Here is a 12,037-nt window from a genome sequence, read left to right as displayed (position 1 = left end):
TCAACGGCGTCAGAACTGCCAGGGTTCCCTAGGGCGGCCACTGTGCACGATCTCGTTGCCGAACGGCGCGAGCGCCACGGGGATCATCTTCAGCGAGGCCCACGCCATCGGAATCCCGATGATAGTGACGGCGAGGCCGATCGCGGTGGCGATGTGGCCGATGGTCAGCCACCAGCCCGCGACGATCAGCCAGATGACGTTGAGGAAGGTGCTGCCCCCGCCCGACCCCGGCCTGCGCACCAGTTCGCGGCCGAAGGGCCAGATCGCGTAGCTGGCCATGCGGAAGGAGGCGATCCCGAACGGGATGGTGACGATCAGGATGCAGCAGATGACTCCGGCGATCACGTAGCCGACGGCCAGCCAGAAGCCGGCGACGAAGAGCCAGATGACGTTCAGGATGAGCCGCAAGAGGGCCACGGTGTTTCGTCTCCTTCGATGGGGTCCCGGTCGCGGGTGCGCGACCTCCTGGAGGAAGAGTCCCCGCACCCGTTGCTTTCTACCGTCTGGGACGCCGCCGCACCACGAGCCGTTCCGGGCGGCTCCCCTGGTCCTTCCCCTAGGGGGCGCGGGAACGGGCCGCCGGACCCCCGCGACGGGTGCGGCGGGGCGCTTCGCGCGGGGGCGGGGAGGGCAGGGGAAGGCGTCGACCCGGTTCACCTGGGGCGCGCCGGCGGGCGTGGCGTCCCCGGCTGGCGCGACACAGCGTGATGACATACGGCCACGCCATATCTCGGAGCTCCGAGCAGACCACAATGTGATCGGCGCATCAGGAGAACCCCCTAGGCAGGAGGGACATCGCACCATACGATGTGCTGTGTCCTGCTCAAGACCGTAGATCTTGTGATTTACGACAAACTCGGACAAACGACCGAAGACCGGTCAGTAGACATCAGGTTTCGGTAACGGTTGGGCGAGTAATTTCCCCACCCCCCGTGCAGGATCGGGAGCGGGGATGGCATGATTACGTACCGGCTCGGACGGAGGCCGTCACCGCCTCCGCAGCCGTTCGCGTGAGAGCACTCCGTCAGCAGCACGTCCTGCCGCGTGGTCCGTGCTTCTCGTGGTCTCAGCCACACCGGGGAACATCGTCTGCACCGTCCGGCGTTTGCGTCGTGCGGGGTGGCTCACGCCGCATGACCAATCTTTTGGTGACTGAAGCTTTTTCCGACAGCTTACTAGTGATTTCAGTAGAGGTGGTTCAAGCATGTCTCAGGTACGTCGGCAGGCCGCGCTGCGCCCCCGCCCGAGCTGGGGGTGGCAGGATGCCGCCGCGTGCCGGGGCGAGGACCTTGTGCTCTTCTTCGGCCCGGACGGCGAACGCCAGCCGGAGCGGGAGATCAGGGAGCGCAAGGCCAAGGAGATCTGTGCGGCCTGCCCTGTGCGAACCGACTGCCTGGACTACGCGATCTCGCGTCCGGAGAAGTACGGTACCTGGGGCGGTCTGAACGAGGACGAGCGCGCCTCCGAGCGCCGTCGCCGTATGCGCCGCGCCAACGCTGCCTGACCGAGGTCCACGGACCACGGCACAGCGGATCTCCCCCGGTGGCCCCGGCCCCCGATCAACCCGCGGCGCCCCGACGAGCAACGTCGAGGGCGCCGCGGGTTTTCTCGTGCCCGGCGGGGACGCGGCCCACGGCGCCGGCCCCGGCTCACCCCGCCCCGCCCCCGACGTGGCGGTCGAACCAGTCCAGGGCCTCCACCGCGACCTGTCGCCACTCCTGCGCGCCGGGGAGCAGCTGTTCGACGCCCGGCACGACCCTCAGGTCGGTCGTCCCACCCATCCGCCCCCGGGCCCACTCCCCCAGTTCGCGGACGAAGGAGTCCCCGCTCTCCAGCAGGACCAGGACCGGGGCCCGGACGTCGGACAGGCGCGGCTCGGCCAGGTCGATCCGTCCGCCGTGGACCACCACGGCGGCCACCTCCCGGGGGCGCTCCGCCGCGGTGACCAGCGCCGCCGGCGCAGCGCTCCCCGACCCCAGCACGCCCAGGGGCCGGTCCGCCGCGTCGGTCGCGCGGCGGAGCCAGCCGACGGCCGCGCCCAGCCGATCGCCCAGCGCGCCGACGTCGGCGTCGGCCCGACCCGACGCCTGTTCCTCCGCGGTCAGCAGGTCAAGGACCAGGGTCGCGTACCCGGCCCGCTGCAGGGCCGACGAGACCACCCTCCGGCGCGGGTCGGCCCTCCCCTCCCCCGCGGCCAGGACCACCGCGCCGCGCAGGGCGGCGGGCACGGTGAGATCGCCGTCGAGGTGGACCCGGCCGGCGGGCACCCGCACGCCGCGGGCCTCCTCGCCCGGCGGACGGACGCGGCCGTGCTCGTCGAGGATCGCGGTGACGTTCCCGTCGGAGAGCTGGCCGAAGTCGCGGTACCACTCGCCCACCGAGTGGAAGTTGTCGGGCGCGCCGAGCACGACCATCTCGTCGACGTCCTCCCGCAGCGCCTCGACCGCCTCGGGCGCCGCGACCGGCACGGCCAGGATCAGCCGGGACGGTCCGGCCCGGCGCACCGTCCGCAGCGCGGCGCGGGCGGTGCCGCCCGTCGCGACGCCGTCGTCCACGACCACGCAGTCGCGTCCGGCGATGCGCGGTGCCGCGCGCTCGCCCCGGTAGACCCTGCGCCGGCGGTCGAGCTCGTCTCGCTCGGCCGCGACGGTCTCGGAGAGGGCCTGGCGGGGCACCCGCATCCGCGCCAGGGCGCGGTCGTCGAAGAACACCTGCCCGTTCTCGGCGACGGCCCCCACCCCCGTCTCCGGCCGGCCGGGCAGCCCGATCTTGCGGACCATGAGGACGTCGAAGTCGGCGTCGAGCCGCCGGGCGAGCTCCGCCCCCACCGGGACCCCGCCGCGCGGCAGGGCCAGGACGAGGGGATCGTCGACCACGAGGGGGCGCACCCGCTCTGCGAGGCGGCGCCCCGCCTCGGACCGGTCGGCGAAGGGCAGTGAAACGGGTACCGGGTTCATGTCCTCACCGGCGCCGGGACCGGGGCCCCGGCACCGCTCCTCTCGGCTGTGTGGATGAGCCGCTGGAAAGTGCTACCGGCATACCCCCCGACCCCGCGGTCCCAACCCCGGCACCGGGCAAAAACCGCATGGCTCAGGTCCGCCGGAACCCGCTCCTGAGCACCCCCATCAGCAGCTCGTCGTGGCGGCGCCCCTCCCAGAGCAGCGAGTCGCGCATCCGCCCCTCGACGGAGAAGCCGCAGGAGCGGTAGACGGCGATGGCGCGCATGTTGAAGGCGTAGACGTGGAGCCACACCCGGTGCAGGCCGATGCGCTCGAAGGCGTACTCCAGGACGAGCTGGGTGGCCTCCCGGCCCAGGCCCTGGCCGGTGAACTCGATGGCGGACAGGGCGATGCGGTAGCCGGCGCTCTCGTTCTCCGCGGCCACGGCGTAGACGGACAGCTCTCCCAGGTAGCGCCCGTCCCCGGGCGCGAGGATGGCCAGGTCCAGCCGGTCGGTGCTGCCCGCGCGGGTCGCGCACCACTCCCTGGCCTCCGCGTAGGTGAGGTGGCGGTGGGTGCCGGTGAGTCTGCGGACCTCCGCGTCGAGGCCTGCGGTGAAATAGGCGTCGGTGTGCTCCGGTCCCAGGGGTACCAGATGGACGCGTTCCCCGGTGAGAGTGGGTTTTTCTCGCAGCGCGCTCGTGTTGATCATGAGATCTTCCGGTTCCGTCCGGGCCCGCGTGTGGCGGTTCCCGGCGTGGGGGAGACGGCGGACAGCAGGCTGGGGGCCCTGCGCGGGAGCGGGCCTCGGGGCGGGCCGGGTCAGGGGCCCCGGGTCTCGGTGGGCCGAGCGGTCCGGGTCGGAAACCTCTCGGATGCGGAGCGGACCCCCTATGTAAATCGGGTCCGCGTCCTATGGCAAGCCCGCCCGACGCGGTGGCCGAAAACGTCTGTCGTCCCATGAGCGGACTGGATAGCATCTGCGCGCACGGAACCGTCCACGTGGGAGCCGCCTTGAGCACGTCCGCCGAGAAGACCGCAGCACCGCCCCCGGAGGCCCGCCGGGCCCGGGTCGCGGTCTCCACCCTCTTCTTCGTCAACGGATTCACCTATACCAACGCGGTGCCGTGGCTGCCGGTGATCAAGGACCGGCTGGAGCTGAGCAACGCCGAGCTGGGCCTGGCGATCGCGGCCATGCCCACCGGGGCCATCCTCACCGGCATGCTGGCGGGGCCGCTGATCCACTGGTTCGGCAGCGGACGGGCGGCCGTCGGGACCAGCCTGGTCTCACTGGGAGCGCTTCCATTCATCGCCCTGGCGCAGAACTGGTGGATGCTCGCGGCCGCGCTCTTCGTCCTGGGCAGCGCGGACGCCTGGACCGACTCCGCGCAGAACTCGCACGGGCTGCGCGTCCAGCGGCGCTACCGCCGCAGCATCATCAACACCTTCCACGCGGTGTGGAGCCTGGCGGCGGTCGCGGGAGGGCTGCTGGGCGCGGCGATGGCCGGGCTCGGGGTACCCCTCCTGTGGCACCTCGGCACCGTGTCCGCCGTGCTGCTGGTGGTGAACCTCGTGGTGAGCCAGATGCTGCTGCCCGGACCGGACAGCAGTGAGCGCGAGGACGGGACCAGCGGCGAGGACGGGAGCCGACTGCGCGTCCCCGGCCGCGCGGTGGTCCTCCTGGTCGGGCTCGGCGTGCTGCTGATGTTCGCCGGAGGCATCGAGGACTCGGCCGCGTCCTGGGGCGCGGTGTACATGACCTCGGAGCTGGACGCGTCGCTGTTCTTCGCCGCCCTGCCGTTCGTGGCCTGCCAGGCGATGATGACGCTGGGAAGGCTCGCCGGCGACCGGGTGACCGACCGGTTCGGCGCGGTGGCGGTGGGACGCGCCAGCGGACTGCTGGCGGGCGGGGGGATCGCGTTCGCCCTGCTCCTCCCCCACCCCGTGACCACCGTGATCGGTTTCGGCGTGATGGGCCTGGGCGTGGCCACGCTGTTCCCGCTCACCCTGGCCGCGGCCGGGAACGTGCCGGGGGTGCGCACCGGCGACGGCGTGACCGTCGTCGGCTGGCTGGGACGCGCGGGGTTCCTCGGGTTCCCGCCCCTGATCGGGCTCCTGGCCGACTCGTTCAGCCTGGGGACGGCCCTGTGGGTGATCTCCGGCGCGGGCGTCACCGCATTCCTGCTGGCGGCGGCACTGCGTCCGCGCGGGTGAGAGACCCGTGCGCCGGGGCGGGGGAGCCCCCGGGCCGGAACACGGGCAGGGCCCCCGGTCGTGGGACACGACCGGGGGCCCTGGTGCGTCCACGGCCGGGGCCGTGGGACGCGGGTACCGCTAGGCGACCGGGGCCGGGCGCCGCGCGCCGGCCCAGAGGGCCAGAACGCCGATGCCCGTCACGACGGCGCCACCGAGCACAAAGCCCTGCATGTCGACGCCGGTCTGGGCGAGGGTCTCGTCGGCGCCGCTGTTGACGGGGGCCGGGGCCTCGGGCGTGGTGGTACCACCGGGGGTGGTGCCGCCGGGGGCCTGGCTCTCGTCGCCGTCGTCGTCACCGGGGTCGGTGCCCTCGCCCGGGTCCGGGTCGGGGTCCGGGTCCGGGTCCGGGTCGGGATCCGGATCGGGATCCGGATCGGGGTCGGGATCCGGGTCCGGGTCCGGGTCCGGGTCCGGGTCCGGATCGGGGTCAGGATCCGGGTCCGGGTCCGGGTCGGGTCCGGGCGTCTCACCGTCTCCGGGGTCCTCGCCGTCACCCGGGTCACCGGGGTCCGGGTCGACCGGCGGGTCGGGGTTGCCCGGGTTCTCACCATCGCCCGGGTTCTCCGGGGAAGGGGGGAAGTCGGCCGGGAACAGGTCCGGCACGGTGATCGGCGCGTCCTCCAGGACGACCTCGTCGAGGACGGGGAGGACAGGGGACTCGGCCGTTGCCCCGGTCACCACAGGGGCGACGTCGGGGGTGGTCTCGTCACCGGTCACGGCGAACGCCGGACTGACAGAGAAACCGGCCATGAACAGACCGGCCGCGGTCACGGTCAGCACGCGCTTCTTGGGGGACATCCCACTCCTTTCTCTTCTCTGCGAGTGATCTGCTCAGGGGGAGAGATCTACTCAGGGGGGATGGCATAGAGGTGGTCGTCGTGGACCACCACGGCCCGCTCGCCGAGCAGGCCGTTGGGCTGGACCGAGCCTTCGGGGGCCGCGGACGGCTCTCCGGAGGCGTCGACGGCGACGAGGGCGCCGTCGAGCCGGCCGAAGACCCGTGCGCCGACCGCTATCTCGGGTGTGAAACCGGGGACCACCGCGGACTCGCCGGTCGCCGGGTCGAGGACCATGGGCCCGTAGGCGACCACGTCGGTCCCGACGGGGCCGGAGCGGTGGCGGACGTCCTCCAGGAGGGCGGGATCGACGGCCGCGGTACCGATCACGCTGCCGTCCTCGCTGTCGTGGAAGGCCAGGATCGTCTCGTCGCCCTCCCGGGGCTCCCAGCGCACGATGACGTAGTCGCGCAGGGCGGTGACCACCGACTCCATCTCACCGGCCTCGTCCGGGCGCTCGGCGTCGACCTCGACCGGGTCGCCGTCCGGGGAGACCCACGTCCAGGGCCCGCTGAGGACGGCGGCGAGGACGTTCTCCCCCTCGGCCAGCATCGGGGCGGCGCTCCCGGGGACCTCCACGGGCTCCAGCGCGTCCGCGACCGGGACGTAGGCCTCCTCCTCGCTGCGCACGAGCACCGAACTGCCCACGTACTGGGCGGAGGCGTTCTCCGGGATCGGGATGTCGACGGGGTCCCCGCCGTCCGCGGGCCAGAACCAGAGGGTTCCCGCCGTCTCCGCCACGATCGCGGGACCGCCCCCGTACTCCACGAACCTGGGCGAGCCCAGGAGTTCCCCGGAGCCCATCGGCAGATCGACCGCCCAGAGGCGTGAGCCGTCGGCGTCGAACAGGTTGAGCCGGTCCTCGGGGTCGACGTAGGCGAGGAGCCCGCCGTCGCGGCTGACCCCGGGCTGGCTCCCCGTGGCGAGCGCCTCGCTGAAGTCGACGGTCTCGGAGAAGTGGGGCGGCGCGGGGTGGTTGAGGGTGACGTCGTCGGTCGCCTGCTCCGCGGGGTCGGCGCCACCGCCCGGGAGGAAGCGCGTCACGACCACGCCCGCGCCCACGAGCAGGACGAGGGCCAGGGCCGCGGCACCGGCGATGACCAGGCCGCGCCTGCGCCCGGAGCCGGCGGGCCGGGCCGGGTTCGCGGAAGGCGCGGGGGGCGTGGGCGGGACCGGGGAGGCGACGGGCGCGGGAGGCTCGGCGGCCTGGACCACCCCGTCGGGCGTGGCGACCAGGCGCCAGACACCGTTGGCGTCACGGGCGTCGACCAGGACCGGCTGCCCGATTCTGGCGGCGTAGCCGGTGGCGACGTCCAGGGCCGCGCGCCGGGTCTCCTTCGGGGCGCGGCCGGTGACGACCTGGCGCTGCCCCTCGATGACGATCTCGGCGCTGTGTTCGTCGGGCGCGATGACGATGACGGCGGTGGGCCGGGACTGCCCCGGTCGGGACGCCCGGCTCATGGTGCCTCCGAAGGCATGGGAAACGTGGACCTGTTCGTGTACGGGTTACGGGAGACCTCGGTCAGCGGTGACGGTCGGTCGCGGCCTGGGTGGTCACCAAGCGGTGGTGCCGGCACACGCGTAGTCGATGCTGCTGGAGATGATACTGATGGTCGCCCTCCGGACCTATTCCGGCCATGGGCAGGTGGACCCGGTATCCGCCGCGGAACTTCCGACAGTGTTTCCGTTGCCCCTCCCCCGACCTGCACGATCACCCCGACACGGGATGCGGACCGGACTTCCCGCGCTGTCCCGCCCCTGTTGTGGACCCTCCGACCCGTCGTGAGGTTCACACCGAAAATGGCCGGATCCGGCCAGGGCCCCGTGGTTCGGTCCGCCGCGGGGCTCGCACGGCCCCCGACCGGCACCGCCGCCGCGGTCCCGGGACCGCGCGCCGGCCCCGCCGGGACGGTGCGCCGGTCAACCGGGGACCCTGGAGAGCCTGATGTACTCCTGGGGCCGCTTCCGCTGGTCGGCGGCCGCGGCGGCGGCCGTTCCGCCCGGCTCGCCCACGAGGTGGACCGGGACGCCCGGGGCGGCCACGAAGGACACCGGGGCACTGGAGAACCCGGCGTACGCGCACCGGGCGCTGTGCGGCCCCGGGGGAAGTCCCACGACGAGGCTCTCCCCGGGAGCCACCGTCCCCACCCTGTCGCCGTCCACGTGGACCCGGTAGTCGACGAGCATGTCCCGCATGCCCGCCCGCGGCCGGTGGACCACCACCGGGACCCACCCCTGCGGCACCTGTTCCGGGCCGCGCAGGCCGATCACCTTCGGCCCGGTGAGCACCGGTTCCGCCGCGGCCTCGCGCCGCGCCGCCCCTTCCCTCCTCAGGTGGGCCCGGGCGAGGGCGGCGGCCCCGCAGGAGACCGCCAGCAGGGGCATCAGCGCCCAGGCCGAGTGGAAGAGGGCGAACGCCAGGGCGAGCAGGGTGAGGAGGACGGAGGAGACGAGGTTGAACCGGGTCGTCACGGAGAAGAAGTGCGCTCCCTCCGCCCAGCGGATCCTCTCCGAGGGCGTCGTCTCCAGGTGGGCGACCTCCGTGCAGCAGGCGACCGCCCACAGGAGGAAGAGCGCGAGGAAGACCCCGGCCGCCACCGGCACGGGGTTTCCCGTGAACCACGTCACCGGGAGGATCATGAGGCAGGCCGCAGGGCCCGCGACCGCGCAGACGGCGAGCAGGGACGACGCCCTCATCCGCCGCACCCCCGCTCCGGTGCGACGGTACGGGGTCGGGGACCGGCGGGGGCCGGGGGGACGGCCATGGGGGTGACCTCTCGTGGTGCGGCGTCCGGGCCGGGGCCGCGGGTTCGCGGCCCTACCCCGGACGGTTCCTGCGACGGTACCGGGACGGAGCGACCTTCGGGGACGTGCCGGCGGGCCTCAACGGCCGTTGCCCTCCGCGATCGTGTCGATGACCGCCTGCTCACGCCGCTGGACGAGGCGGTCCGCCCGCTCGAACCGGCGGTTCGCGAGCTCGGCCCTGGCCGCGGCGGTACGGACGGTCGGCCACATGGCGTCGATCTCGGAGTTGAACGAGGACCCGACCAGGACGGCGACGGCCATCACGTACAGCCAGGCCAGAATGGCGATCGGCGCCGCCAGCGAACCGTAGATGGTCACCTGGCCCAGGGAGGCGTCCAGGTAGGCGCGCAGGGCGGCCGACCCGCCGATCAGCACCAGCGCGGCCAGCAGCGCGCCGGGCAGGTGGCGCCACAGCGGGGTGCGCACCGGCACGCTCAGCGCGTACAGCAGCGTGACCGCCGCGATGGCGAGGAGCACCACGGTCGGCCAGTAGAGGAGGTTGAGGCGCCCCACGGTGACGGGCAGGAGCGCGTGCACGAGGTCGGGCCCGGCCACCAGGACCGGCAGGACCAGGACCGCGAACAGCAGCCCCCCGAGGTAGGCGACGAACGCGAGGACCCTCTGGCGTATCCAGCCCCGGAGCTCGTCCAGCCCGTAGGAGATGGTGATGGAGCGGATGAAGACGTTCATCGCCCGCGACCCCGACCACAGCGACACCGCGAAGGTCACCGAGAGCAGCCCTCCCTGGGCGCCGCCGAGGAAGTCGTCGACGAGCGGCCTGACGACGCTGTCCACCGTGCCCGGGGTGAGCACGCGCGCGGCCAGGTCCAGGATCCAGACCCGGATCTCCTCCACCATGTCGTCGCCCAGCACCGCGGCCAGCGGCCCCAGCGCCCCCAGCAGGCACAGCAGCAGCGCGGGCAGCGAGATGAGGGTGAAGAACGCCGACTCGGCCGCGAGGCCGACCACCCGGTCCCTGGCGAACGCCCGCACGGTGCGCAGGACGAGCAGCATTCCGCCGTGCGCGCGGGGGTGCCGTCTCAGCCACGCGTCGACGGCGTGCCACAGCGCCTCCCAGAAACCCACCACGGGGAGAACGTTAGCGGGCGCTGGCCCCGCCGGGCGACGCGGCGAGTGACGTGACTCACGTCGGGGGCCTTTCGGAGCGTCTGGACAAAGTCCGGAAGCCCGTGACATTCTCATTGCATGATCGCTGCCCTGGACCCCATGCTCTGCGTGCGCCGCCACGTGGACTTTCTTCGGGTCCGCAGTGCCATCTGTTGCAGCGTCGGTTAATCTCGCCGCCTTTTGACGCATCCCAGGGGTGCGCGCGGCCCCGGCGCTCTCCCTCTTCTTCGCTTCCCCACACGCGGATTCCACCCGTGACGCCCGACACGACGACGTGCGGCGCCCACGGGCCGGTGGTGCGGGCGCCGGGACTGTGAGCACCCCGCGACCCCATCGGAGACACCCGCGATGCCTCCCTCTTCCGCGCAGCCCGGCAGGACAGCGACCGCGGCCACGCCGCGACGCCGCCGTGGCGAGGGCCAGTGGGCCCTCGGCTACCGCGAGCCGCTGAACAAGAACGAGGAGAACAAGAAGAACGACGACGGGCTCAACGTCCGCGATCGGATCATCAACATCTACTCCAAGCGCGGGTTCGACTCGATCGACCCGGCCGACCTGCGCGGGCGTTTCCGCTGGTTCGGGCTGTACACGCAGCGGGCGCCGGGCATCGACGGCGGCAAGACCGCCGTCCTGGAGCCGGAGGAGCTGGACGACAGCTACTTCATGCTGCGCGTGCGGATCGACGGCGGCCAGCTCTCCGCGGCGCAGCTGCGCGCCATCGGAGAGATCTCCCGCGACCACGGCAGGGACACCGCCGACATCACCGACCGCCAGAACGTCCAGTTCCACTGGATCCGGGTCGAGGACGTGCCCGCGATCTGGGAGAAGCTGGAGTCGGTCGGCCTCTCCACCACGGAGGCCTGCGGCGACACCCCCCGGGTGATCATGGGCTGTCCGCTGGCGGGCGTCGCCGAGCACGAGGTCATCGACCCCACGCCGCAGATCCGCCAGATCTACGACGAGCACATCGGCAGCCCGCTGTACTCCAACCTGCCCCGCAAGTTCAAGACCTCGCTGTCGGGGTGCAGCTCCCACTGCGTCAACCACGAGATCAACGACGTCGCGTTCGTGGGGGTGCGCGACGCGGCGGGCGAGGCCGGCTACGACCTCTTCGTCGGCGGCGGCCTGTCCACCAACCCGATGTTCGCCCAGCGCCTCGGGGCGTTCGTCCGACCCGACCAGGTCAGCGAGGTGTGGGCGGGCGTCTGCTCGATCTTCCGCGACTACGGCTACCGGCGCCTGCGCACCCGCGCCCGGATCAAGTTCCTCATCAAGGACTGGGGCGCGGAGAAGTTCCGCCAGGTGCTGGAGGAGGAGTACCTGGGGTACGCGCTCCAGGACGGCCCCGCACCGGAGCTGGACCCCGGGCTGGAACGCGACCACGTGGGCGTGCACCGCCAGAACGACGGGCGGTTCTACGTCGGTTTCGCGCCCAGGGTGGGACGGGTCTCCGGCACCTCCCTGCTGCGCATCGCCGAGATCGCCGAGGAGCACGGTTCGGACCGCATCCGCACGACCGCCGACCAGAAGCTGGTGATCCTGGACGTCGAGGAGGAGCGGATCGACTCGATCCGCGCCGCCCTGGGCGCGGAGGACCTCCAGGTCGAGCCGAGCGTGTTCCGTCGCCAGACGATGGCGTGCACCGGGATCGAGTTCTGCAAGCTCGCGATCGTGGAGACCAAGGCCCGCGCCTCGACCCTGATCGACGAGCTCGAGAAGCGGCTGCCGGACTTCGGCGAGCCCCTGACCATCAACCTCAACGGCTGCCCCAACTCGTGCGCCCGCATCCAGGTGGCCGACATCGGCCTCAAGGGCCAGCTGGTGATGAACGCCGACGGCGAGCAGGTGGAGGGCTACCAGATCCACCTGGGCGGCGGCATGGGCATGACCCGTTCCTTCGGCAAGAAGATCCGCGGCCTGAAGACCACCGCCGACGACCTGCCCGACTACGTCGAGCGGGTGCTGCGCCGGTTCCAGGACCAGAAGAAGGACGGCGAGTCCTTCGCGTCCTGGGTCGGCCGGGCGGACGACGCCGACCTGAAGTAGCGACCGGAGCGGCCCGGCCGGGGCGGG

At 72.6% G+C, this 12,037-nt stretch carries 10 protein-coding genes; 3 read left to right on the top strand and 7 right to left on the bottom strand.

What is annotated here, in order from left to right; all coding sequences use genetic code 11:
• Window positions 1-9 precede the first annotated feature (9 nt).
• Complete coding sequence (locus ACIRPH_RS28060) at window positions 10-417, bottom strand: YccF domain-containing protein (protein ID WP_402919955.1); 408 nt, start codon at window positions 415-417, stop codon at window positions 10-12.
• Between the two features lie 787 nt (window positions 418-1,204).
• On the opposite strand from ACIRPH_RS28060, the gene ACIRPH_RS28055 reads away from it, so the two are divergent.
• Window positions 1,205-1,504 carry a WhiB family transcriptional regulator gene (locus ACIRPH_RS28055; RefSeq protein ID WP_017588640.1) on the top strand — a complete coding sequence of 100 codons (300 nt, stop codon included), beginning with the start codon at window positions 1,205-1,207 and terminating at the stop codon, window positions 1,502-1,504.
• A gap of 145 nt (window positions 1,505-1,649) precedes the next feature.
• Here the strand turns inward: ACIRPH_RS28055 and ACIRPH_RS28050 are convergent, their stop codons facing one another.
• Window positions 1,650-2,957, bottom strand: coding sequence for a phosphoribosyltransferase family protein (locus tag ACIRPH_RS28050; RefSeq protein ID WP_402919619.1), 1,308 nt, complete (start codon window positions 2,955-2,957; stop codon window positions 1,650-1,652).
• A 133-nt stretch (window positions 2,958-3,090) separates the two neighbouring features.
• Window positions 3,091-3,651, bottom strand: a complete 561-nt coding sequence (locus ACIRPH_RS28045) for a GNAT family N-acetyltransferase (protein WP_402919618.1) — start codon at window positions 3,649-3,651, stop codon at window positions 3,091-3,093.
• 248 nt (window positions 3,652-3,899) lie between these two features.
• Between ACIRPH_RS28045 and ACIRPH_RS28040 the strand changes: the two genes are divergently transcribed.
• Window positions 3,900-5,153, top strand: a complete 1,254-nt coding sequence (locus tag ACIRPH_RS28040; protein ID WP_402919617.1) for an MFS transporter — start codon at window positions 3,900-3,902, stop codon at window positions 5,151-5,153.
• A 120-nt stretch (window positions 5,154-5,273) separates the two neighbouring features.
• Here ACIRPH_RS28040 and ACIRPH_RS28035 read toward each other — a convergent pair whose 3' ends face one another.
• From ACIRPH_RS28035 to ACIRPH_RS28020, 4 genes are all read right to left on the bottom strand, one after another.
• Window positions 5,274-5,993, bottom strand: a complete 720-nt coding sequence (locus tag ACIRPH_RS28035; RefSeq protein ID WP_402919616.1) for a DNA primase — start codon at window positions 5,991-5,993, stop codon at window positions 5,274-5,276.
• Between the two features lie 47 nt (window positions 5,994-6,040).
• Window positions 6,041-7,492 (bottom strand): hypothetical protein, encoded by a 1,452-nt coding sequence (locus ACIRPH_RS28030; RefSeq protein WP_402919615.1) that lies wholly within the window; start codon window positions 7,490-7,492, stop codon window positions 6,041-6,043.
• Window positions 7,493-7,951: 459 nt separating this feature from the next.
• Complete coding sequence (locus ACIRPH_RS28025; protein WP_402919614.1) at window positions 7,952-8,728, bottom strand: hypothetical protein; 777 nt, start codon at window positions 8,726-8,728, stop codon at window positions 7,952-7,954.
• Between the two features lie 186 nt (window positions 8,729-8,914).
• Entirely contained in the window at window positions 8,915-9,925 is a 1,011-nt protein-coding gene (locus ACIRPH_RS28020; protein ID WP_402919613.1) for a YihY/virulence factor BrkB family protein, read from the bottom strand.
• A 387-nt stretch (window positions 9,926-10,312) separates the two neighbouring features.
• Between ACIRPH_RS28020 and ACIRPH_RS28015 the strand changes: the two genes are divergently transcribed.
• A complete protein-coding gene (locus tag ACIRPH_RS28015) occupies window positions 10,313-12,010 on the top strand; it encodes a nitrite/sulfite reductase (RefSeq protein ID WP_402919612.1) in 1,698 nt (565 codons plus the stop codon).
• The last annotated feature ends 27 nt before the right edge of the window (window positions 12,011-12,037 follow it).

It is taken from the genome of Nocardiopsis sp. NPDC101807, assembly GCF_044766605.1.
Taxonomy (GTDB): domain Bacteria; phylum Actinomycetota; class Actinomycetes; order Streptosporangiales; family Streptosporangiaceae; genus Nocardiopsis; species Nocardiopsis tropica.
This window is presented reverse-complemented; position numbering and strand designations above follow the sequence as displayed.

Coding starts and splice junctions, on each gene's coding strand:
- ACIRPH_RS28025 (WP_402919614.1), bottom strand. CDS start 8,728: ATGAGGGCGTCGTCCCTGCTCGCCGTCTGCGCGGTCGCGGGCCCTGCG.
- ACIRPH_RS28050 (WP_402919619.1), bottom strand. CDS start 2,957: ATGAACCCGGTACCCGTTTCACTGCCCTTCGCCGACCGGTCCGAGGCG.
- ACIRPH_RS28040 (WP_402919617.1), top strand. CDS start 3,900: ATGAGCGGACTGGATAGCATCTGCGCGCACGGAACCGTCCACGTGGGA.
- ACIRPH_RS28055 (WP_017588640.1), top strand. CDS start 1,205: ATGTCTCAGGTACGTCGGCAGGCCGCGCTGCGCCCCCGCCCGAGCTGG.
- ACIRPH_RS28045 (WP_402919618.1), bottom strand. CDS start 3,651: ATGATCAACACGAGCGCGCTGCGAGAAAAACCCACTCTCACCGGGGAA.
- ACIRPH_RS28030 (WP_402919615.1), bottom strand. CDS start 7,492: ATGAGCCGGGCGTCCCGACCGGGGCAGTCCCGGCCCACCGCCGTCATC.
- ACIRPH_RS28035 (WP_402919616.1), bottom strand. CDS start 5,993: ATGTCCCCCAAGAAGCGCGTGCTGACCGTGACCGCGGCCGGTCTGTTC.
- ACIRPH_RS28015 (WP_402919612.1), top strand. CDS start 10,313: ATGCCTCCCTCTTCCGCGCAGCCCGGCAGGACAGCGACCGCGGCCACG.